This window comes from Peterkaempfera podocarpi, assembly GCF_042466665.1.
GTDB lineage: Bacteria > Actinomycetota > Actinomycetes > Streptomycetales > Streptomycetaceae > Peterkaempfera > Peterkaempfera podocarpi.
In genome coordinates this window covers 1,287,060-1,309,217 of the sequence record NZ_CP162102.1, presented here as the reverse complement: position 1 = coordinate 1,309,217, position 22,158 = coordinate 1,287,060, and the positions used below count along the sequence as shown (strand labels likewise).

General features: G+C 71.2%; 18 protein-coding genes. 10 read left to right on the top strand and 8 right to left on the bottom strand.

Annotated elements, in window-relative coordinates; all coding sequences use genetic code 11:
• Window positions 1–343: 343 nt before the first annotated feature.
• Window positions 344–709 carry a hypothetical protein gene (locus AB0761_RS05820; RefSeq protein ID WP_377267880.1) on the bottom strand — a complete coding sequence of 122 codons (366 nt, stop codon included), beginning with the start codon at window positions 707–709 and terminating at the stop codon, window positions 344–346.
• 259 nt (window positions 710–968) lie between these two features.
• On the opposite strand from AB0761_RS05820, the gene AB0761_RS05815 reads away from it, so the two are divergent.
• Complete coding sequence (locus AB0761_RS05815) at window positions 969–1,469, top strand: GNAT family N-acetyltransferase (protein WP_377267879.1); 501 nt, start codon at window positions 969–971, stop codon at window positions 1,467–1,469.
• Window positions 1,470–1,972: 503 nt separating this feature from the next.
• Window positions 1,973–2,728, top strand: a complete 756-nt coding sequence (locus AB0761_RS05810) for a metallophosphoesterase (RefSeq protein WP_377267878.1) — start codon at window positions 1,973–1,975, stop codon at window positions 2,726–2,728.
• A gap of 184 nt (window positions 2,729–2,912) precedes the next feature.
• Here the strand turns inward: AB0761_RS05810 and AB0761_RS05805 are convergent, their stop codons facing one another.
• Entirely contained in the window at window positions 2,913–3,629 is a 717-nt protein-coding gene (locus tag AB0761_RS05805; RefSeq protein WP_377267877.1) for an SDR family oxidoreductase, read from the bottom strand.
• A gap of 71 nt (window positions 3,630–3,700) precedes the next feature.
• Here AB0761_RS05805 and AB0761_RS05800 point away from each other — a divergent pair, with 71 nt between their 5' ends.
• The gene (locus AB0761_RS05800; protein ID WP_377267876.1) at window positions 3,701–4,516 is read left to right on the top strand and encodes a helix-turn-helix transcriptional regulator; all 816 of its coding nucleotides are present in this window, start codon (window positions 3,701–3,703) and stop codon (window positions 4,514–4,516) included.
• Window positions 4,517–4,872: 356 nt separating this feature from the next.
• Here AB0761_RS05800 and AB0761_RS05795 read toward each other — a convergent pair whose 3' ends face one another.
• The gene (locus AB0761_RS05795) at window positions 4,873–5,340 is read right to left on the bottom strand and encodes an AAA family ATPase (RefSeq protein WP_377267875.1); all 468 of its coding nucleotides are present in this window, start codon (window positions 5,338–5,340) and stop codon (window positions 4,873–4,875) included.
• Between the two features lie 419 nt (window positions 5,341–5,759).
• Here AB0761_RS05795 and AB0761_RS05790 point away from each other — a divergent pair, with 419 nt between their 5' ends.
• Window positions 5,760–5,921, top strand: a complete 162-nt coding sequence (locus tag AB0761_RS05790; protein ID WP_377267874.1) for a hypothetical protein — start codon at window positions 5,760–5,762, stop codon at window positions 5,919–5,921.
• Window positions 5,922–6,146: 225 nt separating this feature from the next.
• Here AB0761_RS05790 and AB0761_RS05785 read toward each other — a convergent pair whose 3' ends face one another.
• Window positions 6,147–7,130 (bottom strand): potassium channel family protein, encoded by a 984-nt coding sequence (locus AB0761_RS05785; RefSeq protein ID WP_377267873.1) that lies wholly within the window; start codon window positions 7,128–7,130, stop codon window positions 6,147–6,149.
• A gap of 180 nt (window positions 7,131–7,310) precedes the next feature.
• On the opposite strand from AB0761_RS05785, the gene AB0761_RS05780 reads away from it, so the two are divergent.
• The gene (locus AB0761_RS05780; RefSeq protein ID WP_377267872.1) at window positions 7,311–7,742 is read left to right on the top strand and encodes a hypothetical protein; all 432 of its coding nucleotides are present in this window, start codon (window positions 7,311–7,313) and stop codon (window positions 7,740–7,742) included.
• A 152-nt stretch (window positions 7,743–7,894) separates the two neighbouring features.
• On the opposite strand, the gene AB0761_RS05775 is transcribed toward AB0761_RS05780, so the two are convergent.
• On the bottom strand, window positions 7,895–8,209 hold the full coding sequence (locus AB0761_RS05775; protein ID WP_377267871.1) for a hypothetical protein: 315 nt from the start codon (window positions 8,207–8,209) through the stop codon (window positions 7,895–7,897).
• A gap of 432 nt (window positions 8,210–8,641) precedes the next feature.
• On the opposite strand from AB0761_RS05775, the gene dnaK reads away from it, so the two are divergent.
• Window positions 8,642–10,516 carry a molecular chaperone DnaK gene (gene dnaK / locus AB0761_RS05770; protein WP_377267870.1) on the top strand — a complete coding sequence of 625 codons (1,875 nt, stop codon included), beginning with the start codon at window positions 8,642–8,644 and terminating at the stop codon, window positions 10,514–10,516.
• Between the two features lie 178 nt (window positions 10,517–10,694).
• Here the strand turns inward: dnaK and AB0761_RS05765 are convergent, their stop codons facing one another.
• Window positions 10,695–13,004 carry a SpoIIE family protein phosphatase gene (locus AB0761_RS05765; protein WP_377267869.1) on the bottom strand — a complete coding sequence of 770 codons (2,310 nt, stop codon included), beginning with the start codon at window positions 13,002–13,004 and terminating at the stop codon, window positions 10,695–10,697.
• Between the two features lie 406 nt (window positions 13,005–13,410).
• Between AB0761_RS05765 and AB0761_RS05760 the strand changes: the two genes are divergently transcribed.
• From AB0761_RS05760 to crtI, 3 genes are all read left to right on the top strand, one after another.
• Window positions 13,411–15,048, top strand: coding sequence for a cytochrome bc complex cytochrome b subunit (locus AB0761_RS05760; protein ID WP_377267868.1), 1,638 nt, complete (start codon window positions 13,411–13,413; stop codon window positions 15,046–15,048).
• A 236-nt stretch (window positions 15,049–15,284) separates the two neighbouring features.
• Window positions 15,285–16,613, top strand: a complete 1,329-nt coding sequence (locus tag AB0761_RS05755; RefSeq protein WP_377267867.1) for a polyprenyl synthetase family protein — start codon at window positions 15,285–15,287, stop codon at window positions 16,611–16,613.
• A complete protein-coding gene (gene crtI, locus AB0761_RS05750) occupies window positions 16,610–18,094 on the top strand; it encodes a phytoene desaturase family protein (RefSeq protein WP_377267866.1) in 1,485 nt (494 codons plus the stop codon). The genes AB0761_RS05755 and crtI overlap by 4 nt, the downstream gene beginning before the upstream one ends.
• Before the next feature lie 303 nt (window positions 18,095–18,397).
• Here the strand turns inward: crtI and AB0761_RS05745 are convergent, their stop codons facing one another.
• Window positions 18,398–19,549 (bottom strand): PP2C family protein-serine/threonine phosphatase, encoded by a 1,152-nt coding sequence (locus AB0761_RS05745; RefSeq protein ID WP_377267865.1) that lies wholly within the window; start codon window positions 19,547–19,549, stop codon window positions 18,398–18,400.
• 238 nt (window positions 19,550–19,787) lie between these two features.
• Window positions 19,788–20,477, bottom strand: a complete 690-nt coding sequence (locus AB0761_RS05740; protein WP_377267864.1) for a type 1 glutamine amidotransferase domain-containing protein — start codon at window positions 20,475–20,477, stop codon at window positions 19,788–19,790.
• A gap of 453 nt (window positions 20,478–20,930) precedes the next feature.
• On the opposite strand from AB0761_RS05740, the gene AB0761_RS05735 reads away from it, so the two are divergent.
• Window positions 20,931–22,112: a hypothetical protein gene (locus AB0761_RS05735; RefSeq protein ID WP_377267863.1), complete on the top strand. Its 1,182-nt coding sequence runs from the start codon at window positions 20,931–20,933 to the stop codon at window positions 22,110–22,112.
• Window positions 22,113–22,158 lie beyond the last annotated feature (46 nt).

Below are 22,158 nucleotides of genomic sequence, written 5' to 3'. Positions count from 1 at the left end.
GAGAGCGGGTCGGGTCGATGCGGGCTGCTCTCCACCGACAGACAGCAGGCAGACGAGGCGCAGTGGCCCACCTGAACGATCGGGTCGCGTTTGCGGGGGCGGCGTCAGGCCCCGGCGCGCCGGGCTTCACCCACGGCGGGCCGTTCCTCGACCGGCCCGCCGGCGTGCATCGGGGTGCTCACGTCGTGCCCGACTGCCGACCGCGGGCCAACGGCCTTCGACCGCGGGTCAAACGGCCTTCGACCGCCTTGGCTCGCCCGCGTCGGCGATCCTGGGTCTTCGTGAGTGTCCCCTGTAGTGGGCCGGATCTCAGGCCCTGCGGCGGACGAAGCCGCCCGCACGGTCAGGCGATCCTCTGGGCGTGCCGCCACCACTCCATGATCCGCTCCACCTTCGTGTCGAAGTCCGGGTCCGGGTGGAGGCTGCTGCTGACCGGCGACGACAGCGTACGCCGACGCCCCTTCAGGCGAAGGACACGCACCGAGAGCACCTCGCCGGACGGGCCCCGTCGTGCCCGCCCAACCTCGATCGACCGAATGTCCGACCAGGGAATGGTGTGGCCCCGGCGGCCCAGCCCCCAGCAGATGGTGATACCCGTGGCATCCACCGTGGTCCAGGAGCGGCGCACGCACAGTCCCAGGGGAATACCAAGCAGCGGGGAGGCCGCCACCCACCAGGGCGCTCCCGACAGCATGATCGTGAACTTCATTGCGAGCACCACCCCCAGGACCGCTATCGGAAGCACCTGGGTGCGTAGGCGTGGCCACGGCCGGTCGTTGCTGCGAAAACACAGTTCCTGCACGGTCGCACAGCGTACGTCGTAAGGAGAGCACAATATCTGGGGGCCACCCCATGAACACATATGACGGCACGTCATCCCAAATCGTCACGCGCCGGGTTCACCGGGCTGTGAGCCGCCGACGGGAAACCCAGGTGGCTTCGGCGCATCGGCTGGGTAGAGTCGGGCGGTGCCCGAGCTGAAGCGGCTGCATGCCGACCATGCCCCGGCGGTCCTGGCCTTCGAGCTGGCGAACCGCGCCTATTTCGCTGCCTCGGTCTCCGACCGCGGCGACGCCTACTTCGAGCAGTTCGCCGAGCGGTACAACGCCCTGCTGGCCGAGCAGGAGGCGGGCATCTGTGCCTTCCATGTGCTCATCGCCGAGGACGGCGCAGTGCTCGGCAGGTTCAACCTGGTCGACATCGAGAACGGCACCGCGGTACTCGGCTACCGAGTCGCGCAGCATGTTGTCGGCCGCGGCGTGGCGACCGCGACCGTCAGGGAACTGTGCCGGTCGGCGGCGCTGCGGCACAGCCTGCACACACTGCGGGCGGCCACCGCGCACGAGAATGTCGCATCCCAGAAGGTACTCACCAACGCCGGCTTCATCCCGGTCGGCCCGGCTGACCCAGCCGACGTCGGCGGTAAGCGGGGCACCTGGTACCAGCGCGACCTGGCCCTCCGGCCGTAGACCCCGAGCTTCTAATGCGACCGTGGTCGGGCCGGCGGCGTGCCCTGGGGTGCTGCCGGAGGCCGACGTAGGGTGACTGATCCCTGTTGAGCGCCGGCCTCCAGGCGTCCGTCAGCAAGGGGAGGAGCTGGACACCCCGCCGAGCCGGCGTATCTCCTCCAGGGGGTAGGGGCTCTGCCTGCTCCGGTGCTGGAACGTGCGGTTGAAGTCGGACATCACTGCGGCGATCGGCGCATGCCGGGCGAGGATCGCCGCGGGGGAGCAGGCAGACGGTGTCCAGGATCCGTGTGTGACGGCAGACCTGACCGCACGCTACATGTGGATCGACGGCGAAGTCGGAGGAACCCGATGCCTCGGTGGACCGTCGCTGCTCACTATGACCACTGATCACATCGGAACTACCCTTCCAGGGTGTCCGAGCACGGAGTGTGCCGTGTGCCGTCCGGGACTGCTCGGCTGTCTCGTCCGTATTCCGCACGCGCCACCACGAAGGGATCAGCACGGTGATCGTGATCGCTCACCTCAGCGACACCCACATCGACGACGGGCAGCGCAGCATCGAGCGCACCCGGGCGGTCATGGAGCACCTCGAAGACCTCCCCTACGACCTCGACGCGGTCCTGGTCACGGGAGACATCGTCGACCACGGCCTGCCGGCCGAGTACGAGCAGGCCCGCCAATTGCTGACGTCCCGGCACCCGGTACTGATCTGCCCCGGCAACCATGACCAGCGCGCCGCCTTCCGGCGGCACCTGCTGGGGCAGCCGGAGTCAACGGCACCGATCAACCAGGTGCACAGCACCGCCGACTTCGTCATCGCCCTGTGCGACTCCTCGGTCCCGGGCAAGGACGAGGGCCTTCTTGAAGACGAGACACTGGCATGGCTGGAGGATGTTCTGACCCAGGCCCCGGCAGGAGTGCCGGTAGTGGTCGGGTTCCACCACCCGCCGGCCCGGCTCCAGGTGCCTTTCGTCGACGGCATTCGCCAGTTCGGGGCCGAGCGGCTCGAGACGCTCGCGGACCGCCACCCCAACCTCGCGGCCTTCGTGTGCGGACACGCCCACACCCCGGCGGCAACCACGTTCGCCGGGAGGCCACTGCTGGTGGCGCCAGGGGTCGTCTCCACTGTCCGGCTTCCATGGGAGCGTCTCGCCCATCCCCGGGACTACGTCGACCTCGACCAGCCACCCGCGTTCGCCTTCCATGTCCTCGATGACGCCGGGCGGCTGACCACCCACTTCCGGAGTGTCAACGGCTGACGTGGGGGTCATGGATCGACGACGGCAGCGTTGTGCACCAGACCGGCCACAGCGCTTGACTCCCTGCGCAGGGCACCGGCCAAAGGCCACGTCGATGCCGGCGTCAAGGAACCCTTGACAAGCTCCCCTCGTCGATGCCGACGCCGACGGATCCGCCACGGGCGGAGCCGTCGGCATCAGGTCCTCACCAGGGCACGGGCGTTCCGTCCCAGGAGAAGAAGCCGCCCGTGGGCCCGTCGTCCGGCAGCAGGGCCAGACGGACGGCTCCCTGGGCGGCCTCGGCCGGGTCGCCGCCGGCAGCGGCGGCCAGGGGGTTGAGGTCGGTGGCCCGCAGACCGGGGGCAAGCGCGTTGACCTTGAAGCCCTCCTCGGCCAGCGTCTGGGCGTAGAGGACGGTGAGGGCGTTGAGGGCGGCCTTGGACGACCGGTAGGCGGCGGCGCCACCGCCTCCCGGGGTGAACTGGGGGTTGGGGTTGGTGCTCCAGGTCAGCGACGCGGTGCCACTGGAGACGTTGACGATGCGCGGGTGGGGGGACCGGCGCAGGACGGGCAGGAAGGCGTTGGTCGCCGCCACCACTCCGAACACATTGGTCTCGTATGTGCGCCGGAACTCCTCGACGCCGGTCTCGGCCGGCGGGGCGAGTGACGGTGAGATCCCGGCGTTGTTGACCAGGATGTCCAGGCAGTCCACCTGCGCCGCGGCCTGCGCGATGCTGCCCGGATCCCGCACGTCGAGGACCAGCAGCCGGGCGCCGCCGCCGATCTCCTCGACGGCCTGCTTCCCGCGCCCGGCGTCGCGGGAGCCGACGTACACGGTGAGGCCCTCGGCGGTGAGCAGCCGGGCGATATCCTTGCCGATGCCCTTGTTGGCGCCGGTGACCAGAGCTGTGCGTTCGTTCATGGCAACCATGGTTCCCTGGCTGTGGGTGCCCTGCCAGGGACAACCTGTACCAGGCAGGAGAAGGGGACGCCATGGCGCGGCAGGAGCTGGCCGACTATCTGCGCGACCGCCGGGCGGCGCTGCATCCGTCCGACATCGGCCTGCCGGCGGCGGGCACCGCCCGCCGCACACCGGGCCTGCGCCGCGAGGAGGTGGCGGAGCTCGCCCATATGTCAGTCGACTACTACACGCGGCTGGAGCAGGCCCGGGGGCCACGGCCGTCGGCCCGGATCCTGGACGCGCTGTCCGGGGCGCTGCAGCTCACACCGGCCGAGCGCAGCCATCTGTTCCGCCTGGCGGGATCGAGTGCGCCGCCCGGCACCAGTGCCGTGCGGCGGGTACGCCCGCACGTGGCCCGGATGCTGGAGCGGCTGCCGGAGACCGGTGCCATCGTCACTGACCCCGCGTACGGCGTCGTCGCCTGGAACCCGCTGGCCCAGGCGCTGCTCGGGGGCGACCTCGGAGGCGGGACGACAAATCTGGCCCGGCGCCGCTTCCTGGGGCAGGGGCGGATGTACGAGAGCTCCAGCGCTGAGGAGTTCGGGCACATCGTGGTGGCGCGGCTGCGACGGGCCGCCGACCGCTACCCGCACGACCCGCAGCTGACCGCGCTGCTGGCCGAACTGCACGCCGGTAGCGAGGAGTTCCGGCACATCTGGGAGATGCGTCCGGTGTACGCTCCCGGGCACCGCACCAAGACGCTCGACCATCCGGAGGCCGGTGCGCTGCGGTTGAACTGCGACGTCCTGCTCGTGCCCGAGGACGACCAGGAGGTCGTCCTGATGACGGCCGACCCCGGCTCGCCTGCCGTACGGGCGCTGCGCGCGCTGGCCGCGCAGGTGGCCTGACCTGGCGCGAGGCCGCGCTGGGGCTGTTCGGGCCCTGCCGCCGAGGACGGGCACAGACCCCCGCGCACCCTGATCCTATGCACCGGGATTCCGTGATCACTGAGGCCTGTGCCCGTGCCTGCCTGTGAGCGGCCCTCCTTGGATTCGACCCGTCCGAACGAGCCGGGGCCGGTTGTCAGTGCGCCGCAGGCCGCCTGCCACGCGTGGTCACCCGGGTGGAACCAGGTGCGGAGGTAGGCCGAGGTGAGCCGTCCGAGGGCGGCGACCCGCTCGGGGCTCTCGTCCGTGGCCGGACCGGCACCGAATCCCACCGGCCCGCCGTCACCCCGGCTTCAGCCGGGTGGGGTCGACCGAGGTCATCGCAGCTCTTCCAGCTGCCTGACGATCCTGTCCATCGGCGCGGTCGCGTCGATCTCACATGTGCAGGTCGCCCGGAGCAACGGCTCGACCTCCGCGAGGTGGCGGAGGACGAGGTCGCGTTCCTCGGGCTGCTTGCCGTAGGGGTTGCCGGTTCGCGCGGCAATCCGGGCCAGCAGCACCTCGGCCGGGGCGCTGAGCAGCACGACATGGTCGAACTGCCCGTAGAACCGGCCCTGGTTGGTCCTGCAGCCGGCCACGAACAGGCTGCCGTCCCGGTGTGCGGCGAGAAGCCCGCCAATGGCTGCTTCGCGCCAGATCCAGTCCTGAGAGCCGTCCTGCAGGGTCACCCACCGGCTCCAGCGGTCGCTGTCGGTGTCCACGGTCCGATGTCCTCGTGCGGCCAGGACCTGCAACGCCGTGGACTTGCCGGTGCCCGACATCCCGGTGACCAAGACTTTCGGCATGCAGGCGAGATTACGCGCGACGGCCCCCGGTCCGGCCTTCCGCCCGGGCGCTGTTCCGCCGTGCATCCTCTTCGGCCACCCCCAGACGGCGTGACCGCCCATCCCGTCCACAGCTGAGCCGGGCGTACGGTCCCTGGGGGCGCCGAGAAGATGCGGCGGGGTCTGTGGCCGGGCACGCTGGACACATGTCAGGGCCGGCCAGTTGTTCCGGCCCGACGGGACGGCATGCCCGTCGGCATCCGGTCGGCGTCCGGTCGAAGGAGTCCGGCGTCCCGGCCCAGCAGGCTGGGCCGCGAGCGTCGCCACCCGGGTTCCGGGCCGCCGCCCCGCTCGCCGCTGACCAGGCAGTTCCCGGCCTGGCAGCCATACACAGGCCACGCCCGGCAGCCCTGTGCCGGGCGACAACCTATGGAGGTCCGATGTCCGATCGCGAGCTGCAGCGCCAACACCCCCGCCTCCTCGGTCGGCACGGCCTGCGCCAGGCTGTCGCCGGCACCCCGGATCCGGACGGGGCCGACCCCGATCAGCCGGCGCCCACGGTGGACGAGGAATGGGACCCGGCCCGACCGGAAACCGACTGAAACCGACTGAGCAGGCCACCCTGCTCGCGGGTGGCGGCTGACGACCGGGCCCAGTGCTCGTCCGCGGCCGGCTGCCGAGGGGACAGCGTCCCGGTGAGTCCTCCAGACGCACCGGGGCTGCTCCGCGTCCCGGCGCGGGGAGACAGGCCGATGGCCACCGCGCGGGGGGCCTGCCCGCCTGAGCCATGACCGTGCCGCAACCGGTCACCGTCACCGCGCAGATTCTCACTCGTCCTCCAAGGGGCGCAGTGCCCGGAGGTCACCGAAGACGATCACGGTGTCTCCGGGGTGCAGGGTGCTGTCCGGGTCGGGGCTCGGCTGCAGTTCTCCGTCAGCGCGCCTGATCAGCAGCGGGACAACGCCCGGGCAGGCGTCCCGGAGTGGTCGGCGCACCAGGTGGGAGCCGTGGTCGACGCGGATCTCCTCCATCCGGCAGTCGGACGCGCCGGGCCGGGCGAACTCCAGGAAGTCGACCACGTGCGGGCGTACCGCGAGCAGCGCCATCCGCCTGCCACTGATCACATAGGGGGAGACGATGCTGTTCGCACCGGCGTGGGCCAGCCGTCCCACGGTGGCCGGCTCCGAGGCCCGGGCGACAATCGCGATGGTGGGGTTGAGCGAGCGGGCCACCACGGTGATGTAGACGTTCTCGGCGTCGGAGTCCACCGCGCACACCAGGCCGCGGGCCCGGTCGATGCCGGCGCGGCGCAGGGCGTCCTCGGAGGAGGCGCTGGCGATCAGGTAGGGCACATGGTCGCGTTGCATCACCTCCTCCAGTTCGGGTTTGCTGTCGATCACCACGAAGGGGATGCGCTCGGCCTTGAACTCATGTGCCACCGCCTGGCTCACCCGGCCGTACGCACAGATGATGAAGTGGTCGCGGAGCGCATCGATGTGGTGCTGCATGCGGCGCCTCCTTCCGGCGGGCCCCAGACGTCCCTCCAGCAGCGCGGTCCCGAGCACCCCCACCACGGCCACAAAAACCGCCACGCCGAGCACGGCCAGCGAGGCGGTGAACGCCCTGCCGCCCCAGGAGAGGCTGTCGGCACCGGAGAACCCCTCGGTGGTCAGCGTCATCACCGTCATGTACACAGCGTCGGGCAGGGGAAAACCGAACAGCACATAGCCGACGACGCCGTACCCCAGCAGCGTCATCACCGCGGACGCCACCAGTAGGGCCCGCCTCCGGGTGCCGCGCGAAGACCACACGCCCCGCTCCCGCCGTCACCTCTTGGGGGCTCCAGTGTCCCTCGTCCGGCGGCCCCACCGGTTGTCGGCGGCACCCGTACGGGTGAGGACACGGCTCCACCATGGCGGTTGCCTGCGGACCGTCCACCGTTCGGCGGGCATCGGCGTGCAGTCCCCGTCGACCGGGGCGAGGCTGGCGGAATGGCCGCAGAAGAGCAGAGCATGGACCGTGAGAGCGCCGATGCCACGGTGGGTGCACGCACCGCCGGGCAGGTGCGGGCCGTGCTCGAGGTGTACGGCAGCCGAGTGGTGGGGCTGGACGAGGTCGACTTCCTGGTCGGAATGGTGGCCGCCTGCCAGTGGGCGCTCGGGGAGAAGCCGCCTCCGGTCACTGGCGGCCCGGCCGTCGACGTTCCCGATCCGCCGGATCCGCCGGACCTGCCGGATCCGCTCGACCCACCGGACCTGCCGGACCTGCCGGCTTTGCCGGGCCTCCCGGAGCTGGCGGCGGAGGAGCGCGCGGCACGGATGGTGCGGGCCGGCAAGAGCGAGGAGCCGGTGAGCCGTGAGTACGCCCGCGGCGCCCATGAGCTGCTGGCCTGGATCTGCGGCTACACCCAGGATGTCCCGTGACGGGTGACTGGTCGGCGTGGTCCGCGACGCCCGGAGGCAGAACGGAGCGCGTCAGCAGCGCCGGGTCCCGGTGGGCGCCGGGCCACCCCGAGCAACCCGGGGCGCCTGCTGCCGGCCGGATCCTCCGGGGCCGCCGGGCGGGGATTCAAGGGCTATGAGTCGTCGCTGGCCAGGTCCAGGGCGAGCTGCTGCAGGATCGCCTCGGTCGAGTCCGTCGGCTGAGTCTGGTCATAGGCATCCGCAACCACATCGAATGCGAGGATGAATCCACTGACAAGGGCGCCCAGTGGGCCGGAGAGCTGTTCGAGCACGGAAAGGCCGATGCGCGCGGGGTCTCGCGTCACGGGGACCACGAACTGGGTGGGGATCACCTCGCTCAGCAGGTCGGAGACGTAGCTTGCCTCGACCCCACCGCGCACCGCTGTGAGCGCCGCGATGGCTTTGAGCTTGATCTCGTTCTCGGTCACGGTTCGAGCCTATGAGCATGCAGGCCCCGACGGGTGACCTCTCCGCCGCCGACGACCCCCGTGCCGCGGACACCCCCGCCGACCGGACCATCAGCCCCCCGGCAGGCGAGCGCCCCGTGCGGTACGCACATCCGGTCGGCGACGGCCCGCGGCCGGTCCATCGCGGCGCGGGCACGCCCACGGAGGGCCGTGTCGGCCCGTTTTCCGCCCGCGGATGCCGGCACCCCAGGTCTGACGTCTCTGTGGGCGCCTTGTGCACGGTCATCCAGGATGAAGGAGCTGCGACTGGTGTCCGCAGCGCCCCCACGGGGAGGAGGAGAGGAGGCAGCGGGGGCGGTCGCCGCAGTGGAGTCCGCCCGACCCGGTACCGCGAGTCGGAGCGGCCCGGCCGAGTCCGTGCGGCGGACGGTGCGGCAGGAAGGGAGGCCGACGGTGTCGCGAGCAGTGGGAATCGACCTGGGGACGACAAACTCGGTGGTCTGCGTACTGGAGGCCGGCGAGCCGACAGTGGTCGCCAACACCGAGGGGTCCCGTACAACCCCGTCGGTGGTCGCCTTCGCCAAGGACGGCGAAGTGCTGGTGGGCGAGATCGCCAAGCGGCAGGCCGTCACCAATGTGGAGCGCACCGCGCGGTCGGTCAAACGACACATGGGTGAGGCCGACTGGCGGTTCCCCGAGACGGGTTCCGTCGACGGCAGGCGGTTCACCGGCCAGGAGATCTCCGCGCGGGTGCTGCAGAAGCTCAAGCGGGACGCGGAGGCCTACCTGGGCGAGGACGTGACCGACGCCGTCATCACGGTCCCGGCCTACTTCGACGACGCGCAGCGCACCGCCACCAAGGAGGCGGGTGAGATCGCGGGCCTCAACGTGCAGCGGATCATCAACGAGCCGACTGCGGCAGCTCTGGCCTACGGCCTGGACAAGGAGAACGACCAGACGATCCTGGTGTTCGATCTGGGAGGCGGCACCTTCGATGTCTCGCTGCTGGAGATCGGCGAGGGGGTGGTCGAGGTCAAGGCAACCGCCGGTGACACGCATCTGGGCGGGGACGACTGGGACCAGAGGATCGTCGACCATCTGGTGAAGCAGTTCCGGAACGGCTACGGGGTGGACCTGTCCCGCGACAAGATGGCATCGCAACGGCTGCGAGAGGCCGCTGAGCGGGCGAAGATCGAGCTGTCCGCCGCGACCGAGACCACGATCAACCTGCCGTACATCAGCGCCTCGCCCGAGGGACCGCTGCATCTGGAGGAGAAGCTCACCCGGGCCCAGTTCCAGCAGCTCACCGAGGATCTGCTGCAGCGGTGCGCGGAACCGTTCCACCAGGCGGTCAAGGACGCCGGCATCCAGGTCTCGGACATCGACCATGTGATCCTGGTCGGCGGCTCCACGCGGATGCCCGCGGTGGCGGAGCTGGTCCAGAGGCTGACCGGCGGCAAGGAGCCCAACAAGGGCGTCAACCCGGACGAGGTCGTCGCCGTCGGCGCCGCCCTGCAGGCCGGTGTGCTCAAGGGCGAGGTCAAGGACATCCTGCTGCTGGACGTCACCCCGCTGTCCCTCGGTATCGAGACCAAGGGCGGCATCATGACCAGGCTGATCGAGCGCAACACCACGATCCCGACCAGGCGCTCGGAGGTCTTCACCACGGCCGGGGACAACCAGCCGTCGGTGCAGATCCAGGTCTACCAGGGCGAGCGCGAGATGGCGGCCTCCAACAAGAAGCTCGGGGTGTTCGAGCTGACCGGTCTGCCGCCGGCGCCCCGCGGCGTCCCGCAGATCGAGGTCGCCTTCGACATCGACGCCAACGGCATCATGCACGTCCAGGCGAAGGACCTCGGCACCGGGAAACAGCAGTCGATGACCATCACCGGCGGCTCCGCGCTGCCGAAGGACGACATCGGCCGCATGATGCGCGAGGCCGAAGCTCATGCCGAGGAGGACCGCAACAGGCGGGAGGCGGCCGAGACCCGCAACCGGGCCGAGACGCTCGTCTACAGCACGGAGAAGCTGCTGCGTGACGACCCGGAGAAGGTGCCTGGCGATGTGAGGTCCGAGGTCGAAGCCGCACTCGCCGATCTGAAGGAGAAACTCAAGGGCGAGGATGCCGCCGCCGTCCGGGAAGCCACCGACCGGGCCGCCGAGGTGGCACAGAGGATCGGGCAGGCGATCTACGCCCAGGCCCGGGCCGCGGGCGGGTCGGGCCCCGTCGGCGCCGCTTCCGCGGGATCTGCGGGCGGGGCTGAGGAGGAGGAAGTCGTCGACGCCGAAGTGGTGGACGAGGACCGGCAGGCCAGGGACACGGGATGAGCGGCCGCCCCGTCGGACGCGGACGGCCGGGGCGGGGCAGCCGCGGCCGGGCCAGCTGCCCGTGAACCCGTAGCGCCCGCCGGTCGGTTCGGAGGAACCCGGCGCGGCCCGGGATTCCCGTCACGCGAGAACCAACGGCGTCATGCGGGACCCGACGGAAGGCGCTGCCGTAGGTCTGTCACAACGGCGCGGCGTGGGGTGATCCGGTTGTCTGCTCCGCCCAGACGGTCTTTCCCTGATCGCCGTACCGGGCGCCCCACTGGTCCGCGATGCTGGCGATGATGAACAGCCCGCGCCCCCTCTCGTCGATGGTCCGGGCGTGTTTGACATGCGGAGCGCTGGTCGCCGAGTCGCTGACCTCGCTGGTCAGCATCCGCTCGAAGATCAGTCGTAGTTGCAGGGGCGGAGTGCCGTAGCGGACCGCATTGCCGACCAGTTCGCTGACGATGAGCTCATTGGTGAAGGCGACCTCTTCGTCCACGCCCCAGGCTCTCAGCCGGCTCCGGGCTGCTGCGCGGGCGATCGGCGCGGCCTCGGGGTCCGCCGGCAGGGAGAGGGTCATGACCTGGTCCACCGGCAACGCTCTGGTACGAGCGAGCAGCAGCAGTGTCTCCTCCGTCCGGCGGCAGCGCCGGGGTGCGTTCGCGATGGCGTCGCACAGATCCGGCAGGCTCCGCCTGCCGGCGTCGTTCAGCAGTGGGCTCAGGCGACCGGCCAGAATCTCGTCGGCGATCCAGCCGGTGGCCATCGCCAGGACGGCCCCTTCGGGGAGGCTGACGGTTGTTGCGGGAAAGGGCGCCTTGCCTGTTCCCGCGAGGAGGGGGCCGGGAGGAACACGCAGGGTGTGCGAGGTGCCGTCGGCGAGGAGGGCGACCGGCTCCGGAAGACCGGCGCGGGCGATGGTGCAGGTCAGGGCGACCGGATCGTAGATCGCGATGGCACAACCGGCGGTGAGTGGCTCTCGGTGAAGAGGATCCCCTGGCGGCAGCGCGGCGCGTTCGGCTGCGAGGCGGGTCGCGGTGTCGTTCAGCCGGGCCAGCAGTTCGTCCGGGCCCACGTCCAACGGGGCGAGTGAGTGGAGGGCCGTGCGGAGTTGTCCCATCGTGGTCGCCGCGGCGATGCCGCGTCCGGCGACCTCGCCGACGACCAGCGCGGTCCGTGCGCCGGGCAGCGCGATCGAGTCGAACCAGGCGCCGCCGCCCTCCGGACCGGGCAGGTGCAGTTGGCAGACCTCCACGGAACTCTGTGCAGCCGGATCCTGGGGAAGCAGCCTGCGCTGAAGGGTTGCTGCGATGGTCCGCTCACGGGTGAAGCGGCGGGCGTTGTCGATGCAGAGAGCGGTGTGCGCACACACATCGGACGCGAGCTGGAGGTCTTCCTCTTCGAAGGGGTCCTCCTGCTGGTGACGGTAGAAACTCACCACACCCAGTGCATGGCCGCGCAACGCCAGCGGCGCCGCGATGAGGGAATGGACCTCGGACTGGCTGATGGAGCGGGCTCGGGCCGGGTCGCAGATGAGCCATGTGCTGTCCCTGTCGATCGGGAGGAGACGGGGGCGAAGGTCGCGCAGCACCCGCGCGAAGGGAGTTCCCGAAGGCAGCGGACGCACGTCCCCGACCGGGTATGCCGAGATCCGCCCCCGGAAGGCCGTCCGGCGCAGCGGGACGTCCCGGTGGACCGGGACCAGGGGAGGTTCCTCTCCGCGGACGACACCCTCGACCACCTCGACGACGGCGATGCCCGTGAAGGCCGGCACCATCGCGTCCACCAGGTCCTGGCATACGGCAAGCACGTCCAGCCGCCGCCCCACCCGGGCGCGGACCGCGTCCAGGAGAGCCAGGCGCTTCTGTCCGTTCTCGCGCTCGGTGACGTCGACCGAGGACGCCAGCAGGCCGAGCACTTTCCCCTCGCCGTTCTCCAGGCGGACGAAGGAGACGGAGTAGATGCGGCGCTTGCGCACGGCCGGTGCCTCGGTGCCCCGGACGAGCCGGTTCAGCACCGGCTCGCCGCTCTCCAGGACTCTGCGGGCCATCGCGAGCACGTCCTCGGCGTCCTCGAGTTCGTAGGCCTCGGTGAATCGTCTGCCGAGCAGGTCTCCCACCGGCGCGTCGTGCGGCCCGCGGGTGGCGGTGTTCATGCGGACCACACGCAGTTGATCGTCGAGGACGTGCAGCCCCACGGGCGACTGGGTGAACATGGCCTTCAACACCGCCACGTCCTCCGGCTGCGCCACGGCCTCGTCCGCCGCGCAAACCCGCCAGACCACGGAAGAGCCACGCACCTCCGGCTTGACCAGCAGCGGGGGCACGTCGGAGAAGGCATCCCTGCGCCATCCGTCGGCGGTTTCGACGTCGCCCATCAGCGTGGCGAGGGACTGGCCGACGGCCTCCACCTCGGACCATCCCAACAGTTCCTCGGCCTCACGTCGCCACTCGATCACCCGTCCACGCTCGTCGATCACCATCAGTACGTCGCCGTGGTGGGGCATGGAATGCACCTCCGCCCTCATCACCGGGCCAGGTGCGCCACACCGATCGGCGCAGTGCACCCCCTACCAGTTCAAGCGCGTGGCGATCCCCCGGCAACCCGGCCGGGCACAGGCCGCCAGGGCGAGTGGTCGAACTCCGGAGGGCCGACCGCGGGCCGCCGTAGCGCGATGCCGTTGCTGACGCGGAGAGCCGAGGTGCCGGGGGAGAGGCCCTGCCCGGTGAAGCCCCGCGTCCCTCGCCGGTAGGCCGACGACGTCCGTTCGGCGGTCCGGTCGCGGGGCCGTCGGTGTTCGGCCGTTCGGAGCGGGCTCCGATTGCTGTCCGCGGCTGAGGGGCACGGTAATGGATCCGAGCGGGAGCCTGTGCCGGACGCCGACGTGATTCCGTGGAACGAGGAGCAATCCGATGCTGCTGTTCGGGATGAAGAAGAGGCTCGAACGAAAGGTCGGGGCAGCGGCGGAGCAGACGGCGGTCGCCCTCGATCGGCGGATCCCGCTGATGAAGGCCGGCAAGGAACTGCTGCGGAAGGCGTTCCCCGACCACTGGTCCTTCCTGCTGGGCGAACTGGCCCTGTACAGCTTCGTGGTGCTCCTGATCACCGGAGTCTTTCTGACGTTCTTCTTCCATCCCGGTGCGGCGAAGACGGTCTACCACGGTTCCTACCTGCCCCTGCGCGGTGTCCGGATGTCCGAGGCCTACAAGTCGACGGTCGACATCAGCTTCGACATCCGCGGCGGGCTGCTGATCCGGCAGGTCCATCACTGGGCCGCCCTGCTGTTCCTCGCCTCCATCAGCATCCATCTCCTGCGCATCTTCTTCACCGGCGCCTTCCGTCGGCCCCGGGAGATCAACTGGATGATCGGCGTCACCCTGTTCCTTCTCGCCCTGCTGGAGGGCTTCGCGGGGTACTCCCTGCCCGACGACCTGCTGTCGGGCACCGGCCTGCGGACCGCCCAGGGGTTCATCCTCTCGGTCCCCCTGGTCGGCACATATCTGAGCTTCTTCGTCTTCGGCGGCATGTTCCCCGGCACCGAGATCATCCCCCGGCTCTACGTCACACACATCCTGCTGATCCCCGGCCTCCTGGCCGCACTCATCAGCGCCCACCTGGGACTGGTGGTGTACCTGAAGCACACCCAGTGGGCCGGCCGGGGTGCGACCGGCCGCAATGTGCTGGGCAAGCCGCTGTTCCCGCAGTACACCGGCAAGTCCGTCGGCCTGTTCTTCGCCGTCTTCGGCGTGCTGGCGCTGATGGGGGGCATCGCACAGATCAATCCGATCTTCGAGTACGGCCCCTACCGGGCGGACCAGGTGTCCACTGACGCGCAGCCTGACTGGTACATGGGCTTCCTGGAGGGAGCACTCCGGCTGATGCCGGGAGCGGAGACGCGGGTGTGGGGCCACACCGTCTCGTGGAACCCCCTGCTGCCGGCCGTGGTGCTGCCCATGCTGTTCTTCCTGGCGCTCTACGCCTATCCCGTCTTCGAACGATGGCTCACCGGCGACCTGGGAGAGCACCACCTGGCCGACCGGCCGCGCAACCAGCCCGCGCGCACCGCCCTGGGGGCCGCCGCAATCACCTGGTACCTGGTGCTGCTGGCCGACGGAGGACAGGACGTCCTCGCCTATGTCTTCCACCTCTCCGTCAACGACCTGAACTGGTTTATGCGGGTCTGCTTCTTTGTGCTTCCCGCAGTGGCCTTCTGGATCACCAGACGTGCCTGCCTGGCGCTGCAGGCCCATGAGCGTGAACTCCTGGAGGAGGGGACGGAGACCGGGTTCATCAGCCAGTCCGTCGAGGGCGGCTACGGCGAGGCCCACCAGCCGCTGCCTTCCGAGAAGGCCTATGTGGTGATGGCCCGCCGCCTCCCGCAGCCCCTGAAGCTCTCCCCGGACGCTCCGGCCTCCCGCCGCCGGCGGCTGCGGGCCACCCTCAGCGCCTGGTACTTCCGCGACCTCGTGGAGATGCCCTCCACCCCCGTACAACGCCGGAAGGTCGCCGCGCTCACCGCCGATCCCACCCAGCCCGAGCACCAGGACTGATCTCCCGTGGAGAAGCGACAGGCAGGGCCCCTGTCGCGCGGCGGCGCGCGGTGTCGCCCCGAGGGCGGGCCGGCGGGGCCCAGCTTGGGACGGTCCGTGCCCGGGCGCCTCGATGAGAGGCCGGGCACCCGCCGTTCGGGCGCTCCTGCCACAGGAGCGCGTTCCCCGCAGCCAAGAAGGGGACCGTGCGGGAGGTGAACGGGAACCGTTCGGTGGACCCGACGAGAGGAGCCGGTATGCGCCGCACCCTGGCCGAGGCGAGTGCCGCCCCCGGGCAGCCACCGGACCCGGACCATGGGCTGCGAGGCCTGCCCCCCGCTGTGGCGCCCGCACCGTCCGGGCCGGGCACAGGCAGCGGACTCCCCGTCCCCGGCGCTGCTCCGGCGGCGCCCGGCACGGCCGCGGTGGACGCCGACGTCCCGGCGGCGGTCGGCCGTGTGCTCGCCGAGATCCTGCGCCGCCGCACCGCCCAGGCCGCCGCCCTCGACGGCGTCTTCGCCCGGGACGTCGCCGAACGGGTCGCCCGCTTCACCCTCGACGGCGGCAAACGCATGCGCTCCCGGCTCCTGTGGTGGAGTCTGCGGGCCTGCGGGGGAGGTACGGACATGGCCGGGACGGCCTGCGCCCTGCGTGTCGCCGCCGCCCTGGAACTCGTCCAGACCTGCGCGCTGGTCCACGACGACGTCATGGACCACTCCCCGCTGCGCCGCGGCCGCCCTGCTCTCCACGCCGACCTCGCCGCCCAGTACGCCACCTCGGTCCCCCGGGAGGCAGGCGGCTCCTTCGGCGCCGCCGCCGCGGTCCTGGCCGGGGACCTCGCCCTGGCCTGGGCGGACGACACCTTCGCCGACGCCGGGCTCGACCCCGAGGCGGCCCACCGGGTGCGCGGCATCTGGAGTGCGATGCGCACGGAGATGGTCGCGGGCCAGTACCTCGACGTGCAGGGCCAGGCCACCGCCTGCCGCTCGGCGGCCCGGGCGGTGCGCATCGCCTGGCTCAAGAGCGCTCTGTACTCGGTGGAGCGGCCCCTCGCGCTCGGCGCCGCCCTGGCCGGAGCGGGAGCCGCCGCCACCCGGGCGCTGCGTTCGGCGGGACGGTGCGCCGGGATCGCCTTCCAGCTCCGCGACGACCTCGACGATGTGTTCGCCGACCCCAGGCGCACGGGGAAGCCCTCCGGAGACGACGTCCGCGAGGGCAAACCCACCTATCTCACAGCCGTCGCCAGGGCCAACGCCGCCGCGCGCGGCGACCGGTCCTCGCTCGCCGTGCTGGACCGCGCCCTCGGAGTCCGTGATCTGTCGCCCGCCGACCTGGCGGAGGTACGCCAGGTGCTGGTGTCGACCGGGGCCCGCGCCGCGGTCGAGGACCGCATCGGACGGCTGCTGGCCCACAGCATGCGCCACCTGGCCGGAGCCGTCCCCGAGACCCCGGCCCTGCACCGCCTGCGTGAGCTGGTGTGCACCGTGGCCGGCACGGATCCCGCAGCGGGGCCGGCGCCCCGGTACGGCCCGGGGGCGCCCAAAGCCGCGCACCGGGCCGCCGGAGCCGAGAGGGGAAGCCGATGAGGGCGCTTCCCGGGCCCACCGGACATGTCGTGGTGGTCGGCGCCGGACTCGCCGGGCTGTCCGCAGCCCTGCACCTGCTCGGCGCCGGACGGCGGGTCACCGTCGTCGAACGCGGTGCACTCCCCGGAGGCCGGGCAGGGCGCCTCGAACGCGGCGGCTACCGCATCGACACCGGGCCGACCGTGCTGACCATGCCCGACCTCGTCGAGGACGCCTTCGCCGCAGTCGGCGAAAACCTGCGCGACCACCTGGAACTCCTGCCGCTGCACCCCGCCTACCGGGCGCAGTTCGCCGACGGCAGCGAACTGGACGTCCACACCAGGGCCGACGCGATGGAGGCCGAGATCGAGCGCTTCGCCGGAGCCCGCGAAGCGGTCGGTTACCGCCGTCTGCGCCGCTGGCTCAGCACGCTGCATGCCGTCCAGATGCGCCGCTTCATCGACGTCAACTACGACTCGCCGCTGCAGCTGCTCCACCCGGACCTCGCCCGGCTGGCCGCGCTCGGCGGCTTCGGCCGCCTGGATGCGCGCATCGGCCGCCACCTCAGGGACGAGCGCCTGCGCCGGGTCTTCTCCTTCCAGGCGCTGTACGCGGGGGTGCCGCCCTCCCGCGCCCTGGCCGCGTACGCCGTCTTCGCCTGCATGGACACCGTCGCAGGCGTGTACTTCCCCCGCGGCGGTATGCACGCCCTGCCGCAGGCGATGGCCGACGCAGCCGCCGGGGCCGGCGCGGACCTGCGCTACGGCCATGACGTCCTCCGTCTGGAGCGCTCCGGCCCGAGAGTCACCGCGGTGGTCACCGACCAGGACCGCATCACCTGCGACGCGGTCGTCCTCACCGCCGAGCTGCCCACCGCCTACCGCCTGCTCGGACGCCGCCCCCGCCGTCCCGCCCGGCTGCGCCACTCGCCCTCCGCGGTCGTCCTGCACGCAGGCACCCACCGCACCTGGCCCCGGCTGGCCCACCACACCCTGTCCTTCGGTGCCGCCTGGAAGAGCACCTTCCGCGAACTGACACGCACCGGACAGCTGATGACCGATCCGTCGCTGCTCATCACCCGGCCCACCGCCACCGATCCCGACCTCGCCCCGCCGGGCCGCCATCTGCACTGCATCCTGGCCCCCTGCCCCAACACCGACCTCGGCCCGAGCACCCGTGAGTGGACGGACCTCGCCCCCCGCTACCGCGACAGCCTCCTGGCCGAACTCGAACGCCGCGGCCTGGAGGGGCTCGCCTCCGCCGTCGAGGAGCAGTGCCTGGTGACCCCCGCCGACTGGCACGCCCAGGGGCACTCCGCGGGTACGCCCTTCTCGGTGGCCCACACCTTCGCCCAGACCGGCCCCTTCCGCCCGCGCAACCTGGTGGCCGGAACCGAGAACGCCGTCCTCGCGGGCTGCGGCACCACACCGGGCGTCGGTGTGCCGACGGTCCTGCTGTCCGGCAAGCTCGCGGCCGCCCGTATCACCGGCCTCCAGGCGTAGGGCGGTGGGGCGCGCAGGCGTCGTACGGCCCCGGCGGGCGGCCGGCCGTGACCGTACCCGAACGCGAGACGCCGCAGATAGCACCGGTCCCGGGCTGCGCGACCGCTGCACCCGGGCCTGCGCGCCGATGCAGGTGACACGCCGTCGCCGCGATCAGGGCCGGGTACGGCGCGCAGCGAGCACCCCCGTCCGGGGACAGTACGATCGCTGACCGCCGCCGGGACACATCCGCCGATGCCGTCGCCACAGCGTCCGCGGAGGGGTCGGGCAGGCTCCGGCACGCACCACGGCGGCCGGGCTCACTCAGGCGCTGTCGCGGGCATGCGAGGGGAGCGGGTGGCGCCCCCGCCGGGGGGCCGGCTCGGACAGGCGGTGGACGGCCAGCAGGGCGACGTCGTCCTTGAGGTCGCTTGCGGTGTAGGCCTTCAGGTCCTTGAGGATCCGGGCAATGAGAGGGGCCGGGAGGATGTCGCCCGGGTGTGCGGCCAGGCGGTCGGCCAGCGGGTAGAAGATCCCTTCGGCGTTGCGGGCCTCGATCACGCCGTCGGTGTAGAGCAGCAGGGTGTCGCCCGGTGCGAAGGGGAAGGTCTGGGTGGTCGCCTCGTGCGTCGCGGTCATGAGGCCGAGGCCGAGCGGAAGGGTCGCCTCGGGAGCCTCCCACGCGGTCACGGTGCCGTTGTGCAGCAGCAGCGGAGGGCAGTGGCCGCAGTTGAGCATGGTGGCCTGGTGCTTGTCCTCGGAGACTTCGATCACCAGGGCGGTCGCGAAGTCCTCACTGGTGTCCTCCGCGGCGGAGACGGAGTTCCAGGCCAGTGCCCCGTCCATGTACTCGGCCAGTGAGGTCAGGCTGGGATTGCGATGGGCGAGGGTACGGAAGGCGCCGAGCACCAGGGCCGCATGTTCCAGGGCCTCCATGCCCTTGCCGCGTACGTCCCCGATCAGGAACCGGGCGCCGCCGGCGGTCGGGATGGCGGCGTAGAAGTCGCCGCCGACGCTCGCCTGGTCGGTGGCGGCCCGGTAGCCGCAGGACAGCTCCAGGGTGCCGATCTGCGTGGGTGGCGGGCAGATGAGGATCTGCTGGGCGGCGTTGGAGATGAAGCGGACCTGGCTGAGCTCCGCGCTGCGCCGGTCGCGCAGTGCGGTGAAGGCCACCACCACGGCCGAGACGGTGATCATCCCCGCGAGCTGGGCCATACGGTTGGGCTGAGAGAGGCTGTCCCAGTCGAGGAAGATCTGCGTACCCACGGCCATGGCCGCGATGGCCGCCGTGACGCGGGGGCCGGCGAAGGCCCCGGTGATGGCGGGAGCGGCCACCAGCAGGGGTGCCAGGTGGATGCTGGGGGGTGTGAGGAGGTCGATGACCAGGATGGCCAGGATGAGAACGATCGGGATCAGGATCGCCGCTGGTGGGGGCGTCGGCCTGGTGATCAGCGCCCGGGGATGCTGCCTCCTCATACCTTCCATGGGTACACCCGGCCCGTGGTGCGCGCATGCCGCGCGTCCAGGATCCTCTGCCGGGATGCCGCCGGGCAGCGACCGCCGCCCATGTCGACCCGCGGGCACTCACGACCGGAACAGTGGAACCCGGCACCCCTCGGAGACGACAGCCGGGCCGACGGCGTGCCCGTCAGCGGCCCGGCCACAGGTGACGGTCGGCGGATGAGACGACGGACGCCACCCGTGTCGGAGGGGCTCAGAGGACCTTCAGAAGGCGTTCGGCCAGGACGCCCGCGGAGGCGGGGTTCTGTCCGGTGAACAGGTTGCGGTCGACCACCGTGTAGGGCTTCCACATCTCGCCCTTGGTGAAGTCGACTCCCATGTCGATCAGCTCGGTCTCCACCAGCCATCGTGCCCGCTTGGCAAGTCCGACCGCGTCCTCCTCCTCGTTGGTGAAGGCGGTGACCCGGTAGCCGGCGAAGGGCGACTCGCCGTGGATCCTGGTCGACAGCATCGCCGCCGGGGCGTGGCAGACGATGGCGAGGGGCTTGCCGGAGGCGAGCGCCGCCGTCAGCAGTCGGCCGGCGTCGGCGTCGACACAGAGGTCCTCCATGGGCCCGTGGCCGCCCGGACAGTAGACCGCGTCGTAGTCCTCCAAGCGGGCGTCCGCCAGTTGGATCGGTCGCCGCATCACCTCTGCCGAGCGGATGATCGCCTCCAGGTCGAGAGCGATCTGGGCGCTGCCGGCCATCTCGGGGCGCAAGCTCATCATGTCCACGGTGGGGACCACTCCGCCGGGGGTGGCCACGACGATCTGATGGCCGGCGTCGGTGAGTGCCTTGTACGGGGCTGCGAACTCTTCGGCCCAGTAGCCGGTCGCATGCCTGGTGCCGTCCTTGAGCGTCCAGTAGGTCGCCCCCGTCACCACGAACAGCAGCTTCGCCATAGGGTGATCACCCTTTCTGTCCTATTTGACACAATAAGCGTGCGACTGCTCCCTTTCGGTGTCCAGAGGTGATCCGCCCGGGCGCCAGGAGCCGAGCTGTCCTGCGGCGCCCTCGGCCCTGGCGAACCTGCGGAGTCACGCAGTCACGCGGGGGTGGTGAGGGCGTCGTGGCCGGTGACAGTTCCGGCGGCCGGTCTGGGCCGTCCGGTGGAACGGGCGACGGGGTCCGGGACGGCTTCGGTACGGCCGGTGCACATCCGGCCGCGGAGTGATGACGGCCGCGGAGTGATGACGCCGGGGTGAGCAACCCACTTCGAGTTCTCACTGGAAGCTCCCTCGTAACGTCCGTACGAACCGATCGCGTGTATCTCCACGACGGATCAATCCCGGGCATGCCCCGGGTCGAGGGGAGTCGTAGTGATCCACGAACGCCGTTCCGTTGGTGCCGGCCTCATGGTCGGCGCTGCGCTTGCCTTCTCCTGCGTCCTGGGGGCCGCTGCACCGGCCGACGCCGGGCAGGTGGCCGAGGTGGCAGCCGCGCATGCAACGTCCGACTTCTGCTGGAAAGAGGATGTCCTGCCCGCGACCGGGACCACCGTGGACGATCTGGCCTTTCCGGCGGCGGGGACCGTCTGGGCGGCCGGGACGCAGGCCACCTTGGAGGGCAAGGGCATCCGCTTCACCCCCGCGCTGTTCGCCCGCGGCCGGAGCAGCGCCGGGTGGAGCGGCGTCGCCCTTGACCCGGTGACGGTGAACAGCCGCGTGAATGCGCTCGACGCCCGCTCTCCGTTCGACGGGATCCTGGTCGGGGACTACGCAGAGGACCTCGGTGGTGTGCTGACTCAGCACATGGTCGACGGGGCGTGGCGGGTGGCCGTGGCCGAAGTCCCGGCGAACACGCTGGGGGGAGGCCTGCTCGATGTCGACATGACGCCCTCGGGCAGTGCCTGGGCTGTCGGCTGGGCACAGATCGAGGACAGCGTGACGCCGGACCCGGACGGCGGCCTGCCGACCTCGACCTACCACAACGAACCGCTCGTGCAACGCTGGGACGGCGCCACATGGCAACGGTGGGACCTGCCCCGGATCGCCGAGAGCTGGTACCTCAACGGGGTCACCGCTCTCGCTCCCGACGATGTGTGGGCCGTGGGCCAGACGGAGGACACCCTGCAGCCGGTGGTGATGCATTACGACGGAACGTCCTGGCGTCACGTGCCCACACCGTCGTACGGAGGCGTCCAGGGCGAACTGCTCCGCGTCACCGCCCGGGGAGGCGAGCTGTGGGCCGTGGGATCGCTCAAGCGTGACGTCGACGGCGCGATCGAGGGACTCGTCCTGCGCCTCGACGGCACCATGTGGCGCCAGGTACCGCTTCCTCCGGGGACCGGCCGGCTGACATCGGTCGCGGCAACGCCCGGTGAGGTTGCTGTGGTGGGCACCGAGAACGATGGGTCGTACGGGTTCGCGTTCGACGGGAGTTCCTGGCGCCCCCTGCGGCTCCCCGGGCCGGACCAGGAAGCCCTGTCGCTGACCACGGTCGCCGCCGACGCGGCCGGCACCCTCTTTGTGGGCGGGGTACGCCCGGGCACCGAGACCACCCCGTCGCTCCCGGTGGTGCTCGGCCCCTGCGGGTAATGCGCAAAGCGGCCGTGTGCGAAGACCGCTGGGGCTGTCCGAAAGG